This is a genomic window from Gilvibacter sp. CC01 (assembly GCF_055755295.1).
In genome coordinates, this window is record NZ_CM146909.1 from 118,634 (window position 1) to 135,382 (window position 16,749).

The 16,749-nt window shown below is 43.8% G+C and carries 14 protein-coding genes; 12 read left to right on the forward strand and 2 right to left on the reverse strand.

Annotation, left to right across the window (positions count from 1 at the left end; translation table 11 throughout):
- The first annotated feature begins 181 nt into the window (after positions 1 to 181).
- From AC0J2F_RS00600 to bshA, 9 genes are all read left to right on the forward strand, one after another.
- Positions 182 to 1,255, forward strand: coding sequence for an N-acetylmuramoyl-L-alanine amidase family protein (locus AC0J2F_RS00600; protein WP_473008112.1), 1,074 nt, complete (start codon positions 182 to 184; stop codon positions 1,253 to 1,255).
- Positions 1,256 to 1,311: 56 nt separating this feature from the next.
- The gene (locus AC0J2F_RS00605; protein WP_473008113.1) at positions 1,312 to 2,268 is read left to right on the forward strand and encodes an MlaD family protein; all 957 of its coding nucleotides are present in this window, start codon (positions 1,312 to 1,314) and stop codon (positions 2,266 to 2,268) included.
- Positions 2,269 to 2,271: 3 nt separating this feature from the next.
- On the forward strand, positions 2,272 to 3,597 hold the full coding sequence (locus AC0J2F_RS00610) for a 4Fe-4S dicluster domain-containing protein (protein WP_473008114.1): 1,326 nt from the start codon (positions 2,272 to 2,274) through the stop codon (positions 3,595 to 3,597).
- Positions 3,590 to 3,922 (forward strand): hypothetical protein, encoded by a 333-nt coding sequence (locus tag AC0J2F_RS00615; protein ID WP_473008115.1) that lies wholly within the window; start codon positions 3,590 to 3,592, stop codon positions 3,920 to 3,922. The genes AC0J2F_RS00610 and AC0J2F_RS00615 overlap by 8 nt, the downstream gene beginning before the upstream one ends.
- Positions 3,903 to 4,337 (forward strand): LNS2 domain-containing protein, encoded by a 435-nt coding sequence (locus AC0J2F_RS00620; protein WP_087525317.1) that lies wholly within the window; start codon positions 3,903 to 3,905, stop codon positions 4,335 to 4,337. Before AC0J2F_RS00615 ends, AC0J2F_RS00620 begins: the two co-directional genes overlap by 20 nt.
- Before the next feature lie 3 nt (positions 4,338 to 4,340).
- A complete protein-coding gene (locus tag AC0J2F_RS00625) occupies positions 4,341 to 5,132 on the forward strand; it encodes a (Fe-S)-binding protein (protein ID WP_473008116.1) in 792 nt (263 codons plus the stop codon).
- A gap of 1 nt (position 5,133) precedes the next feature.
- The gene (locus AC0J2F_RS00630; RefSeq protein ID WP_087525315.1) at positions 5,134 to 5,619 is read left to right on the forward strand and encodes an ABC transporter ATPase; all 486 of its coding nucleotides are present in this window, start codon (positions 5,134 to 5,136) and stop codon (positions 5,617 to 5,619) included.
- 20 nt (positions 5,620 to 5,639) lie between these two features.
- The gene (locus AC0J2F_RS00635) at positions 5,640 to 8,558 is read left to right on the forward strand and encodes a glycoside hydrolase family 3 N-terminal domain-containing protein (protein ID WP_473008117.1); all 2,919 of its coding nucleotides are present in this window, start codon (positions 5,640 to 5,642) and stop codon (positions 8,556 to 8,558) included.
- A gap of 90 nt (positions 8,559 to 8,648) precedes the next feature.
- Entirely contained in the window at positions 8,649 to 9,782 is a 1,134-nt protein-coding gene (gene bshA, locus AC0J2F_RS00640) for an N-acetyl-alpha-D-glucosaminyl L-malate synthase BshA (protein ID WP_473008118.1), read from the forward strand.
- On the opposite strand, the gene AC0J2F_RS00645 is transcribed toward bshA, so the two are convergent.
- Positions 9,762 to 10,265: a hypothetical protein gene (locus tag AC0J2F_RS00645; protein WP_473008119.1), complete on the reverse strand. Its 504-nt coding sequence runs from the start codon at positions 10,263 to 10,265 to the stop codon at positions 9,762 to 9,764. The genes bshA and AC0J2F_RS00645 overlap by 21 nt on opposite strands.
- Positions 10,266 to 10,384: 119 nt before the next feature.
- Between AC0J2F_RS00645 and AC0J2F_RS00650 the strand changes: the two genes are divergently transcribed.
- Positions 10,385 to 13,294, forward strand: coding sequence for an FAD-binding and (Fe-S)-binding domain-containing protein (locus AC0J2F_RS00650; protein WP_473008120.1), 2,910 nt, complete (start codon positions 10,385 to 10,387; stop codon positions 13,292 to 13,294).
- Here the strand turns inward: AC0J2F_RS00650 and AC0J2F_RS00655 are convergent.
- On the reverse strand, positions 13,291 to 14,121 hold the full coding sequence (locus AC0J2F_RS00655; protein WP_473008121.1) for a UDP-2,3-diacylglucosamine diphosphatase: 831 nt from the start codon (positions 14,119 to 14,121) through the stop codon (positions 13,291 to 13,293). The two genes, AC0J2F_RS00650 and AC0J2F_RS00655, sit on opposite strands and share 4 nt — an antisense overlap.
- Before the next feature lie 176 nt (positions 14,122 to 14,297).
- Here AC0J2F_RS00655 and aroC point away from each other — a divergent pair, with 176 nt between their 5' ends.
- The gene (aroC, locus tag AC0J2F_RS00660) at positions 14,298 to 15,362 is read left to right on the forward strand and encodes a chorismate synthase (RefSeq protein ID WP_473008122.1); all 1,065 of its coding nucleotides are present in this window, start codon (positions 14,298 to 14,300) and stop codon (positions 15,360 to 15,362) included.
- A gap of 18 nt (positions 15,363 to 15,380) precedes the next feature.
- Complete coding sequence (locus tag AC0J2F_RS00665) at positions 15,381 to 16,703, forward strand: dicarboxylate/amino acid:cation symporter (RefSeq protein ID WP_473008123.1); 1,323 nt, start codon at positions 15,381 to 15,383, stop codon at positions 16,701 to 16,703.
- Positions 16,704 to 16,749: the final 46 nt, after the last annotated feature.

Here is a 16,749-nt window from a genome sequence, read left to right on the forward strand (position 1 = left end):
AATTACATTAATTTTTTAGGCCGTTCTTTTAAAAATGCCCTAAATTCATACCATGAAGTAAGTGGCGGTTATTTAGAAGCCTCCAACCTATAAAAAACAGACGCAACTTTGCTGTAAAAGCTGCGTTATTAACAGAAAGATTAACGATTTGCATAGAATACTTTTAACATTTGGATTGCTGATGCTTGGAAGCTTGGGGCTCCAATCTTTTGATGATTCAGCTGTACAAGATTTTGTGGTTGTCCTCGATGCAGGCCATGGAGGTCATGATAGTGGAAAATATTACAACGGCATCAAGGAAAGTGAAATTGCCTTGGCCATAACCTTAAAAGTAGGTGCACTTTTAGAGAAGCAGCCAGGGATCAAAGTGATATACACCCGCAAGACCGATAAATTCGTAAACCTATACGAACGCGGAGCTATAGCCAACCGTGCAGATGCAGACCTTTTTGTTTCCATTCATTGTAATGCGCACAACAGTCAGGCCTATGGAGCAGAGACCTTTGTCTTAGGTTTACACGCCAACAAGCAGAATTTAGAAGTTGCCAAGAAGGAGAACGAGGTGATCTTCTTAGAGGACAATTACGAAGAGAACTACGCCGGATACGACCCAAATTCGCCAGAATCTTTTATTGGTTTAACCTTGATGCAGGAGGAATATCTGGACCAAAGTATCCTATTGGCCAGTTTGATCCAAAACAACTTTGTCAATCAATTGGGACGCAAGGACCGCAGCGTAAAACAGGCCGGTTTTATTGTTTTACACCAGAGCTATATGCCATCTGTTCTAATTGAGACTGGCTTTATAACCAATAAGAAAGAAGGCGCTTATCTGAGCTCCAACAAAGGAAAAACAGAGATGGCCAAGTCCATTAGCGATGCCATTCTATCGTATAAGAAGAGCATCCTTTTGGCTACCCAAGACAGTAAGAATCCGGAGATCACCGAAAAGGAGATCGAAACGGCCATAGCTACCACAGAACAAAACATCTACGAAGGAGTAATCTTTAAAGTCCAATTGGCGGCCAGCAGTAGAGAGCTGGAGCTTCAATCCTATAATTTTAAAGGCCTGCGTGAGCTCAGCATGAGCAAAGAGGAAAATTTGTACAAATATTACTACGGAGAAACCTCAGATTACAACAAGATCCAACTCATGAAGACCTATGCCCAAGAAAAGGGTTATGATTCTTGTTATATCGTTGCTTTTAAGGATGGTAAAAAGCAAAAACTCTCCTCGATTATAAATTCGAATTAGCCCCTAGCGGTTCTGAATTTATTTCTACCTTTGTTTAAACCCAAAAAACACACTTTTTGAAACTTTCCAGAGAACTCAAGACAGGGATACTTGCCGTGGTTTTTTTGCTATTGGCATTCTTTGGGTTTAATTACCTCAAAGGCTCTAACCTCCTAGAAAACGAACGAATTTTTTACGCGACCTATCCACACGTTGGCGGTTTGGCTGTATCGGCTCCTGTTTCTATAAACGGATTGGATGTTGGTAAGGTGCTAGATATTGAGCTACAAGGCGAAAAAGGGGAGCTGCTTGTTAAATTTTCTGTGGCTACGGATTTCGAATTTACCAACAAGAGTGTTGCAAAGATTTTTAGCGGTGGACTTATTGGAGGGCGTTCATTAGCGATCATTCCTGATTTTTCTGATGCACCTACGGCCAAGAGCGGTGATATGCTTACCGGTGAGTTAGAACAAGGTATGATGGATGCGGTTTCTGATCGCCTCTTACCGATAGAACAAAAAGTAAACTTCAGTTTAGAGCAGCTTGACACTATTTTGGTTGGGCTTAACAACGTACTTGACGATAACGGCCAAAAGGCCTTGCAAGAAACTCTGCAAAAGCTAAATGCTACTGCTGGTTCTTTTCAAAGTGCTTCTGCTGAGCTCAACGGGCTAATCAAAGAGAATCGTGCCAAACTCGATAGAACCTTTGCCAACTTGGACAAGACAGCAGAGAATGTCGCAGTACTCTCAGATTCACTATCTAAATTAGAGATCAACGCTATGGTTACCAGTTTGCAGCAGACCATAGACAATGTGAACGATATCATGCTGGCTATTGAGAATGGCGAAGGCAGCATGGGCAAGCTTATAAACGACAACGAACTATACGACAATCTCTCCGGAGCCTCCGGACAATTGGAACAACTGCTAGAGGATATGAAACTCAATCCGAAGCGCTATGTTCATTTCTCGCTCTTTGGTAAACGCGCCAAGCAGTTCGAGGCACCAGAAGAAGCTACAGACGACAACTAACCTATGGAATACCTACCCAACATTCTTTTTGTGATTGTCCTTGTTTTGGGCATTGGCTATTTTACACTGAACATCCGCAAGGTCATTCGCAACATCAAATTGGGTCGCGAAGTAGACTACGGTGACCACAATAAGGAGCGCTGGGGTAATATGGCTCGTATTGCCATGGGACAATCTAAAATGGTTAAGCGGCCAATAGCGGGTTTATTGCACTTTGTGGTTTACGTTGGATTCATTGTGATAAATATCGAGGTCTTAGAGATCATTATTGATGGAATTTTCGGAACCCACAGGATCTTTTCCTTTTTAGGCGGCCTTTACGATGTTTTAATAGGAACCTTCGAGATCTTGGCACTTTTGGTTTTGGTAGGAGTTATTCTATTCTGGACCCGCCGTAATGTGCAACGCATTAAACGTTTTATGAGCCCGGAGATGAAAGGCTGGCCCAAAAACGATGCCAATATCATCTTGTATTTCGAAGTAGTGCTTATGGTCTTGTTCTTGACCATGAATGCTGCGGACTTGAATTTACAACAATTGGGTGCAGCGCATTATACGGCTGCTGGGAGTTATCCGGTAAGTAGTTTTATAGCCCCACTTTTTGAGGGGATGAGTGAGTCGAGTTTGATTTTGTTAGAAAGAACAGCCTGGTGGTTGCATATCATCGGGATCTTGGTCTTCTTGAACTATCTATACTTCTCTAAGCATTTGCACATCCTCTTGGCTTTTCCGAATACTTTTTATGGTAAAGTAACACCCAAAGGGCAATTCGCTAATCTAGACGCAGTGACCAAAGAGGTACAACTCATGATGGACCCAAATGCGGATCCCTTTGCGGCACCAGACTCAGGAACAGAAGAGGAGGCTCCTGCAAAATTCGGCGCCAGTGACGTGATGGATCTGTCCAGAACTCAACTACTTAACGCATATACCTGTACAGAGTGTGGTAGATGTACCAGTGAATGTCCGGCCAATCAGACGGGTAAAAAACTGTCTCCACGTAAAATCATGATGGACACACGTGACCGCTTGCAAGAGGTTGGAAAGAATATAGATGCCAACGGCGAGTTCAAGGACGACGGCAAGCAATTGTTGGGCGATTATATAACACATGAAGAAATTTGGGCCTGTACTACTTGTAATGCCTGTGTAGAGGCCTGTCCGGTTAGTATAGATCCACTTTCCATAATTATGGATATGAGACAATATCTGGTGATGGAACAGTCTGCTGCGAGCAACGAGCTCAACGGCGCCATGACCAATATAGAGAACAATGGAGCCCCGTGGCCGTATAACCAAATGGACCGACTAAATTGGGTGAATGAATAAATGGTTGATTACACTGATCTTTGTTTGTATAGGGACTCTGGCACATGCACAGAGCTACCGCAAGGACTCCTTACAGATAAAAGTGTACACAGTGATCAATTATCAGGGCAGCCATCCGCAGAAAATAGATGTGACCAAGGTCTTTTGCGATTACTGCAACCAGGAGCAGATAGAAGTCATTAAAAAACGAGCTTGGAGTATGACCTACGATCAACGTTATGCTCCAGAAAATAGAATAGAGGAAGGCGAGCGCCGTTTGGCCTTGTTTATCCGGATAGCTAAAAAGGATTTTTCAAAACTAAACAATGAAGAAGGAAGAAGTTGATAAGCTACTCCAGCAGAAAATAGATCAAGGAGAACAAGTAAGCCCAATTTTGCCAGAAGGGGTCAAAAATTATTTGATCGATATAGACGGCACCATTACAGAAGATGTACCCAACGAACAACCGGAGCGCATGGAGACCTGTGAACCATTTCCGGATGCGTTGGAAACTTTGAACAAATGGTACGACGAAGGACACATTATTTGTTTTTTCACTTCCAGAACAGAAGAGCACCGTGAAGTTACCGAGCGTTGGCTCAACAAGCACGGTTTTAAATTCCACAGCTTACTGATGGGCAAACCCAGAGGTGGCAACTATCATTGGATAGACAATCATTTGGTAAAGGCTACCCGTTACAAAGGTAAATTTACCGACCTGGTAGAAAAAGATGTAACCATTCAGGTATTTAAAGAATAATATATGAGCGAAACATTGCGAGTTCCCACTATGGCGCAGATGATGGCCGAAGGTAAAACCCCAGAAGTACTGTTTTGGGTGGGTTGCGCCGGAAGTTTTGACGATCGTGCCAAGAAAATCACCAAAGCCTTTGTGAAATTGCTCAATAAGGCTGAGGTTGACTTTGCTGTGTTAGGAACCGAAGAAAGCTGTACCGGAGATCCGGCAAAACGCGCTGGGAACGAATTCTTGTTCCAGATGCAGGCCATGACCAATATCGAGGTCATGAATGCTTACGAGATAAAAAAAGTGGTCACCGCCTGCCCACACTGCTTCAATACCATAAAGAACGAATATCCGGGGCTTGGTGGGTATTACGAAGTGATGCATCACACCCAATTTCTAAAGTCGCTCCTTAATGAAGGACGCTTAAGCGTTGCTGGTGGCACCTATAAGGGTAAGAAGATCACCTTTCACGACCCTTGTTATTTAGGTCGCGCCAACGGTGTTTATGAAGCTCCGCGCGAGCTGCTGCAAAAATTAGAGGTGGAATTGGTAGAGATGAAGCGCTGTAAGAGTCGCGGGCTTTGCTGCGGAGCTGGAGGAGCGCAAATGTTCAAAGAGCCAGAGCCTGGTACTAAAGACATTAACATCGAAAGAACCGAGGAGGCCTTAGAGACCAAACCAGAGATCATAGCTGCGGGATGCCCTTTCTGCAATACGATGATGACAGATGGCGTTAAGAATGCAGAAAAAGAAGATAGCGTCCAAGTATTGGATGTGGCAGAAATGATCGCAAACGCTCAAGATTTGTAATATGCTAGTTCCTTTTGATTCTTTACCGGATGAAGCTCGGGTCTGGATCTACCAAGCAGATAGAAAAATGACAGAAGACGAGGTGGGTACTATCCTGCCTAAGTTGGAGGAGTTCTTAACCCAATGGACAGCGCACGGCGCTAATCTAAAGGCAGCCTTTAAAATGATGTATCAACGATTCATCATCATTGCCTTAGACGAATCAGAAGCTGCGGCCTCTGGCTGTAGTATTGATGCTTCTGTTCACTTTATCCAGGGCTTGGAGCAACAAATGGGCCTGAGTCTTTTAGACAAGCTGAATGTGACCTATTACAATGGCCCGCATATAGCACATAAATCTTTGGCCGATTTTAAAAAAATGGCTAAGAATCGATCGGTCTCTAAGGAAACCATAGTGTTCAATAATTTGGTCAACACTAAAGGCGAGTTTGAGGAGTTTTGGGAAGTTCCCGCTAAAGAGAGTTGGCATGCTAGATTCTTAGCATAGTTTTTGATCCGATTATAGCTATGAAGAAGGTTCTTGTTATCATTTTGGGGATGATTGCCAGCTGGGCTAATGCACAGCAGATCGATCCTTTACTGCAAACCTCCGGAGACCAATTGGCTCAGGTGGCTTGGGTGGATTCCATTTACAACAGCATGTCGCTACAGGAAAAGGTCGGGCAGCTGTTTATGGTAGATGTATTCTCTCAGGACCCAAAAGCTAAGACAGATAAGGTCAAAGACCTTATAGCGAACTATCATTTAGGTGGGATAATCTTTTCCAAAGGTGGGCCTTACCGCCAGGCCAAACTCAACAATGAATTACAAGCAGCCTCTAAAATACCCTTATTAGTAGGTATGGATGCTGAATGGGGGCTGGCCATGCGTTTAGATAGTACCTATGCCTTTCCTTGGAATATGACCTTGGGGGCGATCCAGAATGATTCTTTGATACGGGCCGTGGGTCGTCACATTGGAGAGCATTCAAAAAGAATGGGTGTACATATCAATTTTGCACCTGTGGTGGATATTAACACCAATCCTAAGAATCCAATTATCGGTAACCGCTCCTTTGGAGAGTCAGCTGCTAATGTTACGGACAAGGCTAGTGCTTTCTTTAGAGGCATGCAAGATGCTGGAGTTTTGGCTAATGCCAAGCATTTTCCGGGACATGGCGATACAGACACCGATTCTCACAAAACCTTACCGACCATAGGTTTTGACAAAGCGCGTCTAGACAGTTTGGAACTCAGTCCGTATAAAAGGCTTATCAGAGAAGGAATTGCCAGCGTTATGGTAGCCCACCTCAATGTTCCTGCCTTAGAGGCCAAAGACGGTTATCCTTCTTCTATCTCTACCAACATAGTTACCAACCTACTCAAAGGAGAATTGGGTTTTAATGGGCTGATCTTTTCCGATGCCCTAAATATGAAAGGGGCCTCGAACTTTAGCGAGCCAGGGGAGATCGATCTCGCAGCCTTTAGGGCTGGTAATGATATTTTATTGATCTCTGAGGATGTGCCCAAAGCGCATGCCAGGATCATTGCTGCTTATCGGGCAGGCGATATTTCCGAGGAGCGATTGGCCTTATCGGTAAAAAAGATTCTTAAGGCAAAGTATTGGGTTGGTCTTAATAATTATGAGCCCGTAGCAGAAGAAAACCTCTTTGAGGACTTGAACACTCCCAAGGACGACGCCTTGAACGAGCTGTTATTAGAAAAGGCCATGACCTTGGTTAAGAACGACTCCGCAGTACTACCAATTAAGGACCTTAAAAAACAGCGCATCGCTTATGTGAATTTCGGAGATGATTCTGGAGCCACCTTTTACGAGCAATTAAAAGCTTATACCAAGGTAGATTGGGTAAAGGCCAATTCTTTGGAGCAATTGATCACTAAACTCAAGCGCTATGACAAGGTGATCGTTGGCTTTCACAAGTCTAACGAAAACCCTTGGAAGTCCTATAAAATGGCCGACAATGAAGTTGTTTGGCTTTATGAGATTGCCCGACAGAACAAAGTGATATTAAGCGTATTTACCTCGCCTTATGCCTTGTTGGACTTAGATACACTGGCCAATTTTGAGGCCGTATTAGTTGCTTATCAGAACAGTGATGTGGCACAACAACTGGCTGCCCAGGCCATATTTGGTGCTCGTGGCATTGACGGTAGACTTCCTGTTGGTGTCAATGCAGCTTATCCGGCTGCTGAGGGTTTAGATACTAAGGCCATAGGCCGTTTACAATACGGTACTGCAGCCTCTGTAGGTTTGGATCCGAAGCTGTTAAAAAAAATTGACACCTTAACTAGAAATGGGGTATGGGCAGGTATGATGCCTGGGGCTCAGGTTTTGGTAGCACGTAAAGGGAAGGTTGTATATCAGCGCAGTTTTGGCTACCACACCCCAGACAAGAAACGTCGCGTAAAGAACGACGATATCTACGATCTGGCTTCCCTGACTAAGATTTTGGCAACACTTCCTATGGTTATGAAACTCTACGATCGTGGAGTGATCAATATGGATACCGAGATTCAAGAATTACTTCCAGATTGGAGCCGTTCTAACAAGGCCACCATTAGTTTGCAGCGCATGCTAACCCATACGGGGAGACTTCAGGCTTGGATCCCTTTTTACTTGCAGACCTTAGATACTGTGATGGATGGACCTTCAGAGCTGTATTACAGCAAGGTACCCACTGACACTTTTAATCTTCAGGTCGCCAATGAGCTTTATATGCGCAAGGATTATCGGGATTCTATTTACGAAGCCATCAAAGAGAGTGAACTCCGCAGCAGAAAAGGATATAAATACAGCGACTTGCCTTTTTACATCCTCAGAAAATATTTAGAAGAGTTTTACGGAAACCCTTTAGAGGATATCGTACAACGTGATATTTACGAACCCTTGGGAGCCAACCTTACCGGCTATAAGCCCTTGGAACGGTTCTCTGCAGATCGGATTCCGCCTACAGAAGACGATTATTATTTTAGAATGCAAGCCGTTCAAGGATTTGTGCACGATCAGGGTGCAGCCATGTTAGGCGGCGTTAGCGGTCATGCAGGGCTTTTTGCCAATTCCAACGATGTGGCAAAGATCATGCAGATGTATTTGTGGGAAGGGACTTATGGAGGAATCCAATTCTTTAAACCCGAAACTTTAGAAGCTTTCAATACTTGCTATTTTTGCGAAAATGATGTGCGACGAGGGGTAGGCTTTGACAAACCACAACTAGGCGATGTAGGTCCTACCTGCGGTTGTGTGTCTATGACCAGCTTTGGGCATTCGGGCTTTACCGGGACCTTTACTTGGGCAGATCCAGAAGAAGAGATCGTTTATGTATTCTTATCTAATAGAACCTACCCAACAGCCGATAATAGAATGCTCATTAGCAGCGATCTGCGCTCACGTATCCAGCAAGCTATCTACGACGCTATTATCCGATAACTCCTATTCGGGTTGTTAAAAAAACCTTAGAGCAGGGCTAGAGTACCAACATTCCTTGTACTTTTACTTTCGAAACTTCAAACCGATCAAGTGAAAATTGCAATTGTATGTTACCCGACCTTTGGCGGGAGTGGAGTAGTTGCTACCGAATTGGGTATAGCTTTGGCTGAGCGCGGTCATGAGATCCATTTTGTGACCTATCAGCAACCCGTACGTTTGGACTTTTTAGCCAAGAACATACATTTTCACGAGGTACATGTAGAGAAGTATCCGCTTTTTCTCTATCAGCCCTACGAATTGGCTTTATCCTCTAAATTGGTAGAAACCGTTAAGCAATACGGTATAGAGTTGTTACATGTACACTATGCCATTCCACACGCATATGCAGGCTATATGACCAAGAAAATGCTTGCAGAGTCTGGCATTCACTTGCCCATGGTGACCACTTTACACGGTACGGATATTACTTTGGTGGGCAATCATCCATCTTTTAAAACTGCTGTTACTTTTAGCATTAATAAAAGCGATGTGGTTACCTCAGTTTCTGAAAGTTTAAAACAAGACACCTTGAGACTTTTCGACATCAAAGTCCCTATAGAGGTAGTGCCAAACTTTATCGATATAAGCGCCCAGCCTCAAGGCTTTACGGAATGTCAGCGCGAACTTATGGCTAGTCCAGAAGAGCGTATCATTACGCATATCAGTAATTTTAGACCGGTTAAACGCATACAAGATGTAGTGCATGTCTTTGAGGCCATAGCCAGAGAGATCCCGGCTAAATTGATCATGGTTGGCGAAGGTCCGGAACGTGAATATGCAGAACACCGCTGCCGCGAGATAGGAATTGCAGACAAGGTGCGTTTTGTGGGTAATAGTAACGAGATAGATAAGATCCTTTGCTTTAGTGATCTGTTCTTATTGCCTTCTGAAAAGGAGAGTTTTGGTTTAGCGGCTTTAGAGGCTATGGCATCTGGAGTTCCAGTAATATCTAGCAATACGGGCGGATTACCAGAAGTGAACAAGGCCGGTGTATCCGGTTACTTAAGCCAGGTAGGCGATGTAGAAGATATGGCGCAAAAAGCTGTAAGTATCTTAAAAGACGATGAAACTTTGGCGCGCTTCAAAAAGCAAAGTCAGGCGCATGCCGCCCAATTCGACATCAAAAAAATAGTGCCCCTTTACGAGGCACTATATCAAAGTGTTTTAAATACAGCTTCGCTTTAGAACTGATAGCGAATTCCCCAGTCCCAAGTCGAAATCGAAATCATCGTTAAAATCTCCGAAACCAATCTCTGGTCTCACGTCTAAGGACAACATTAAGGGAATATTGAAATTGTATTCTATCCCTGCATTTCCCGCAAGAAAAGCAAATGAATCAGTATCATCTGTTCCCGGGATAGGATTATCTATACTATATACTCCAGCACCACCACCAGCACCTACATACCAATTGAAGTTCCCGTCTAAAGGAAAAACCCATTGATGTAGTCCAGTAAGTTTGAATCCGTCGTAATTATTTCCACTGCGGATTCCCAAATCGAATTCTAGTTTTGTGTCTTCAGAAAGACCGCGCTGGTAACTTACTTCGGCGCCAAATCCGTCGTCATCTCCTAAACGGACACCTAAGGCATTCTTTGAAATTCGTTGTGCGTTAGCGCTAAATCCTAAGGCAAATAAGCAGAGGAGGGTAAAAACTGTGGTTCTCATATTATGTCTGTTTAAGAATTACTTCTATAACGAATATACGACAGAATAATTACTTGTTATAGTTGTCTTAGGCTGTGTTTTTTTTGTTTGCTGACCAGATAAGTTAGTACCTTTAAACCATGGCCGTAGCGCAGCGCGAACTCATCCGTCTAAGTAAGAAACTAAAAGGGTCTATCCATTGGGATAGCCTTCACAAAAGCATGTATGCTACCGATGCCTCTGTCTACAGGGAATTACCTTTAGGGGTAGTGTATCCTAAGAATGTCGATGATCTCAAAGCATTGATAGGCTTTGCAGACAAACACAACCTAAGTTTAACGGCAAGGACTGCGGGAACTTCTTTGGCTGGGCAATGTGTTACCGACGGATTGGTTCTAGATTTTTCAAAACATTTTACGCAGATCTACGATATCGATATTGAGCAGCGCCGTGCGGTGGTTGCCCCGGGCGTAATCCGCGATGCCTTAAATGAGACCTTGTCTAAGTCTGGCTTGCATTTTGGCCCTAACACCTCTACTTCTAACCGCTGTATGCTAGGAGGTATGGTTGGTAACAACTCTTCTGGGACTACTTCTATTCGCTACGGAGTGACTCGAGATAAGTTGATCGCTTTAGAAATGGTTCTCTATGACGGCAGTGTAGTGACATTGCAAGACGAGACCATGACAAGTTTTGAGGCCGAAATTGCATCGGGTTCTACTATGGGTAGAATTTATCAAGGATTGCTAGAAAGCTTCAACAGTAAACAAGTGGCTGCAGCGATCTTTGAAGTTTTTCCCAAAGAAGAAATTCACAGAAGAAATACCGGTTATGCTTTAGACATACTCTACCAAATGCAGCCTTTTGGAGGAGACAAACCTTTTAACCTTGCCAAACTCATTGCCGGAAGCGAAGGTACTTTAGGCCTGGTTACCAAGATCACCTTGGAGTTGGATCCACTGCCACCAGCTTACAAAGCCTTGGTGGCTCCCCAATACCACAGTATTGCAGCCTGCCTAACAGATGTTGCTCCGACCATGCAACACCCTTTGTACAGTTGTGAGTTAATGGATAAGAAGATATTGGACTGTACGATCAATAATGCGAAGTATCGCCCATATAGGGCCTTTATCTCTGGCGATCCTAAAGCGGTTCTCTTGTTGGAACTCTGTGAATCCAGTCAACAGCAATTAGAAACTGCAGTAAACGAGCTTTTAGCAAGCTTGCAATCTTCTGGCAAGGCTTATGCCATGCCGGTCTTAAGAGGAGAGCAGATCGACCAAGCGATGGAGCTGCGCAAAGCCGGTTTAGGACTACTTGGGAACATGATTGGCGATAACAAGGCCGTGGCCTGTATAGAAGATACTGCTGTTGCGGTAACAGACTTATCTAACTACATCGCAGATTTTACGGCATTAATGGAAGACTTTGACCAAGAGGTGGTCTATTATGCCCATGCTGGAGCGGGAGAACTTCATTTGCGCCCCATATTGAACCTAAAGAAAAGCGAGGACGTACAGAAATTTAAAGCGATCACCAAGGCAGTGGCAGTACTGGTTAAAAAGTATCGCGGATCACTTTCTGGAGAACATGGTGACGGCATAGTCCGAGGGTCCTTGCTGCCCGAGATGATGGGGGAAACCGTTTACGGATATCTCAAAGCGGTAAAACAGTTGTTGGACCCTAAAGGAATCTTTAATCGCGGGAAAATTGTAGATGCTTGGGATATCGATACCCATTTGCGATACGAACCCGATAGAGAAGAACCTCAGGTAGAAACCTTCTTAGATTTTAGCGAAAGCCAAGGCTTGCTCAGGGCTGCAGAGCAGTGCAACGGTTCTGGGGATTGCAGAAAATTACCCGGAAATGGAACGCTCTGTCCGAGCTATCACGCTACGCGTGATGAAAAGGACACTACCAGAGCTCGCGCTAATGTATTGCGAGAGTTACTCACAGATCCGCAGTATAAAAACCCATTTGCGCATAGCGATCTTAAAAAGGTCATGGACCTCTGTATTAGCTGTAAGGCTTGTAGTAGTGAATGCCCCAGCAATGTCAATGTGGCCAAGTTTAAAGCGGAAATCCAATACCAATACCGCAAGGCAAAAGGCGAAAGCAAAAGAGATCGGTTCTTTGCTAAAAGCGACACGCGGATGGCTTGGCTATCACACTTCCCAAAGACCAGTAATAGGTTGTTTATTTCAGGCTTGTTTACCAATGCTGTTAAAAGTATTTACGGACTCGCTCCTGAAAGAAAATTACCCAAGTTGAGTGCACATCGTTTTAAGTTCAATGGCCCAGAAACAATGCAAAACTCAGATAAACCGCGCGTCTTTTTATTTATCGATGAGTTCTCTGAGTATTTTGACAAAGAAATTGCCCAAGATGCTTATGATCTGCTTCTTGCGTTAGGTTATGTGGTCAAGCCTATTCGTGGCCATAATAGTGCAAGAGCCTTATTGTCTAAAGGTTATTTGCAGGAAGCAACTGAGCATATCAATACCAATGTGCGCAAGCTTGCTCCCCAACTTGGTAAGCACGATCTGTTGGTGGGTATTGAACCCTCTGCTATTTTGAGTTTTAGGGATGAGTACCGCTATATGAGTACAGATAAACAGGCGGCAGAAGAACTCGCGCAGAAAACACTACTGATCGAAGAATTTATAGCGGCAGAAGCAGCGGCAGGCAGAATTAGCTCCGAAGCCTTTACTAAAGAAAACAAGCGTATCAAGATCCATAATCACTGCTACCAAAAGGCCTTGAGCGATCAGAAGTGTACCTTCGATATGCTGAATTTGCCTGAGAATTATAAACCTACTATCATTCCCTCGGGTTGCTGCGGAATGGCAGGTAGTTTTGGATACGAAAGAGAGCATTACAACATCAGCATGAAAATTGGGGAGCAAACCCTGTTCCCAGCTATAATAAAGGCCACTTCAGACACTTTATTTGCAGCCAACGGTACCAGTTGTAGGCATCAAATAGCAGACGGCACCAAACGCCATGCGCTGCATCCGGTGACTATATTAAAACAGGCCTTAAAAGCTTAATTAGTTTCTGCACGCAGCATAGCAGAAAAGGCTTCTGGAATAAGATCGGTTTCTGTATTCACTGTGCGATCTAGCTTCATCACACGCTCCCGTGTTTTGTACGAGAACAACTTCCAAGTTTGGTTGTTGTACTCTAAAGCTGTCAGATTTTCTACCCAATCGCCGCTATTGAGGTATAAGGTTCGTCCTTTCTTATTTTTCACCTTTCGGATAGCCGGTTGATGGATGTGCCCGCAGACCACAAAATCATATTCATTTTCTATGGCTAGTTCTGCAGCTGTGTCTTCAAAGTTACTGATGAACTTTACTGCCGATTTCACGCTGTTCTTGATCCGCTTAGACAGCGAGTATTTATCGCGCCCCACCAGACTCAGCAACCAATTCAACCCGCGATTCATCAGTATGAGTAGATCGTATCCCCAGCCGCCCAGTTTAGCGAGCCATTTGGCGTGCTTGATTGAGGCATCAAAGACATCACCGTGAAAGAACCATGCCTTTTTTCCATCCAAATTCAAGACCAGCTTGTCCATGATATGGAGATTGCCCATACGCGTATCGGTGAATTTGCGAAGTTTTTCGTCGTGATTCCCTGTTAAATAGTAAACCTTGGTGCCTTTAGCGGCCAAGGTCAGGATCTTTTTTATAACGAGCATATGGGACTTAGGGAAGTACCGCTTTCTAAACTGCCAGATGTCTATTATATCGCCGTTTAGGATTAAGATCTTGGGCTGTACTGAATTCAAATAGTACAGCAATTCTCTGGCGTGACAGCCATAGGTGCCCAGATGGACATCCGAAATTACAACTACTTTTACCTTGCGTTTCAATACTGCTGATTTTGTATAACAAAGGGCGTAATTTTTTAATGAGAATCAGTTAGTGATTTATTATCACTAAGTTGCAAAACTGTTACCCCAAATTCGGCTTTGTTTCGGCAATATTAAGCCGAATGGGGCTTTTTAAATTCAAGGTGAACTGTTACCTTTGGAATTCAAAGCAAATCATGGCAGGAAACACTTTCGGAAACGTATTTAAGCTTACTACATTTGGAGAGTCTCACGGTTTAGCCTTAGGGGGAATCATAGACGGATGTCCTGCAGGATTACAGGTGGATTTCGATGCTATTCAGACAGAAATGATCCGCAGAAAACCTGGACAATCCGCCATAGTTACCCAGCGCAAAGAACCAGATCAGGTCAAGTTCCTTTCGGGTATATTCGAGGGTTTGACCACGGGAACTCCAATTGGGTTTGTCATTGAGAATACCAATCAAAAATCCAAAGACTACAGTCATATCAAAGACACCTACAGACCTTCTCATGCAGATTTCACCTATCAGCAGAAATACGGCTTACGCGATTATCGCGGAGGAGGAAGATCTTCTGCTCGGGAGACTGCCTGTCGGGTAGTAGCCGGAGCCTTGGCCAAGCAAATGTTAGCGGGCATCAGTATCCATGCTTATGTTTCTGATGTGGGCGAGCTCAGCCTTAAAAAACCATATCAAGACTTAGACTTTGACTTAATAGAGAGCAACCCTGTACGTTGTCCAGACCCGGAAATGGCAGCCCAAATGGAAGCCTTGATCCGTGAAATTCGCAAAGAAGGAGACACTGTTGGAGGAAGTATAAGCTGTGTTATTCAAGGTGTTCCAGTTGGTTTGGGAGAGCCTGTATTTGACAAATTGCACGCAGAGCTCGGAAAGGCAATGCTTTCTATCAATGCTGTAAAAGGATTCGAATACGGAAGTGGTTTTGCGGGCACGCGATTAAAAGGGAGTCAGCACAATGATCTTTTTAATGCAGATGGTTCTACAAAGACCAATCACAGCGGTGGTGTGCAAGGAGGAATAAGCAACGGAGAAGACATTTACTTTAAGGTTGGCTTTAAACCTGTGGCTACTATCATGCAAAAACAAGAGGCTTTGAATAGCTCTGGCGATCTTGTTGAAATGCAGGGCAAAGGCCGCCACGACCCTTGCGTTGTACCTAGAGCCGTACCCATTGTTGAGGCTATGGCTGCCTTGGTTTTAGCAGATGCTTACTTATTAAATAAATTGGCTAAATTGTAAGCCAAACCTTTACTACAGATGAAAAAAATGGCTTTACATTGGAAGATCCTTATCGGGATGCTTCTAGGAATTATCTTCGGATTTATCATGACCGGGGTCACCGGAGGTAAGGAGTTTGTTGGCGATTGGATCAATCCCTTCGGAACTATCTTTGTAAAGCTGTTGAAATTGATCGCTATACCGTTGATCTTGGCTTCTCTGATCAAAGGAATCTCTGACCTAAAGGATATTTCCAAGTTTAGAAATATTGGTTTGCGAACCATAGTTACTTATATCCTAACCACAGTTATTGCCATATCTATAGGGTTGGTACTTGTAAATTTAGCCCAACCTGGCGATGGTATATCTGAAGAAACGGTAGCGAAACTCTCAGAGACTTATGCAGAAAACTCAGGCGTTACTTCCAAGATCCAAGAAGCGGGCAAAGACCGTGGCCCTTTACAATTCTTGGTAGAAATGGTGCCCGACAATGCTTTCAAGGCCTTTAGCGATAACGGACTCATGTTGCAGGTGATCTTTTTTACCATTTTGTTCGGTATATCTATGCTCTTGATAGGTGAGAAAGCTGCCAAACCTTTAAAAGATCTCTTCGATTCTTTGAATGATGTGGTCTTAAAAATGGTTGATCTTATTATGCTTTCGGCTCCTGTTGCTGTATTTGCACTTTTAGCTCAGGTAGTTGTCACCGCAGACGATCCGGAGATACTGAAACGATTACTTTACTACGCTGGTGTTGTTGTGGCTGGCTTACTTCTAATGATCTGTTTCTATATGGTATTGGTAGCTTTTATTGCCAAAAAGAATCCGTTGTGGTTCTTAAAACAGATTAGTCCTGCGCAATTGTTAGCATTTTCTACAAGTTCAAGTGCTGCCACCTTACCAGTTACGATGGAGCGTGTTGAAGAGCACATTGGAGTAGATAAAGAGGTATCGAGTTTTGTGCTACCAGTAGGAGCAACTATAAATATGGATGGAACCAGCTTGTATCAGGCAGTTGCTGCGGTATTTATTATGCAAGTACTTTGGCCAGAAGGGCTGATTTTTAGCAATCAATTGACTATAGTCTTAACCGCACTTTTGGCCTCTATTGGTTCTGCAGCGGTGCCTGGTGCCGGAATGGTTATGTTGGTAATTGTCTTAGAAGCGGTTGGTTTCCCGGCAGAAATGATGCCTATAGCTTTGGCTTTGATCTTTGCCGTAGACAGACCACTTGACATGTGTAGAACCGTTGTGAACGTTACCGGAGATGCCACAGTTTCTATGTTAGTTGCTAAATCTGTAGGGAAGCTGGGCAAGCCCAAACCAAAAGATTGGGACGACCACTACGAAGAAGTAAAATAAGGTCATATTCAGATTTCTTTCAACACTTTTATAAATTCTTGATAAC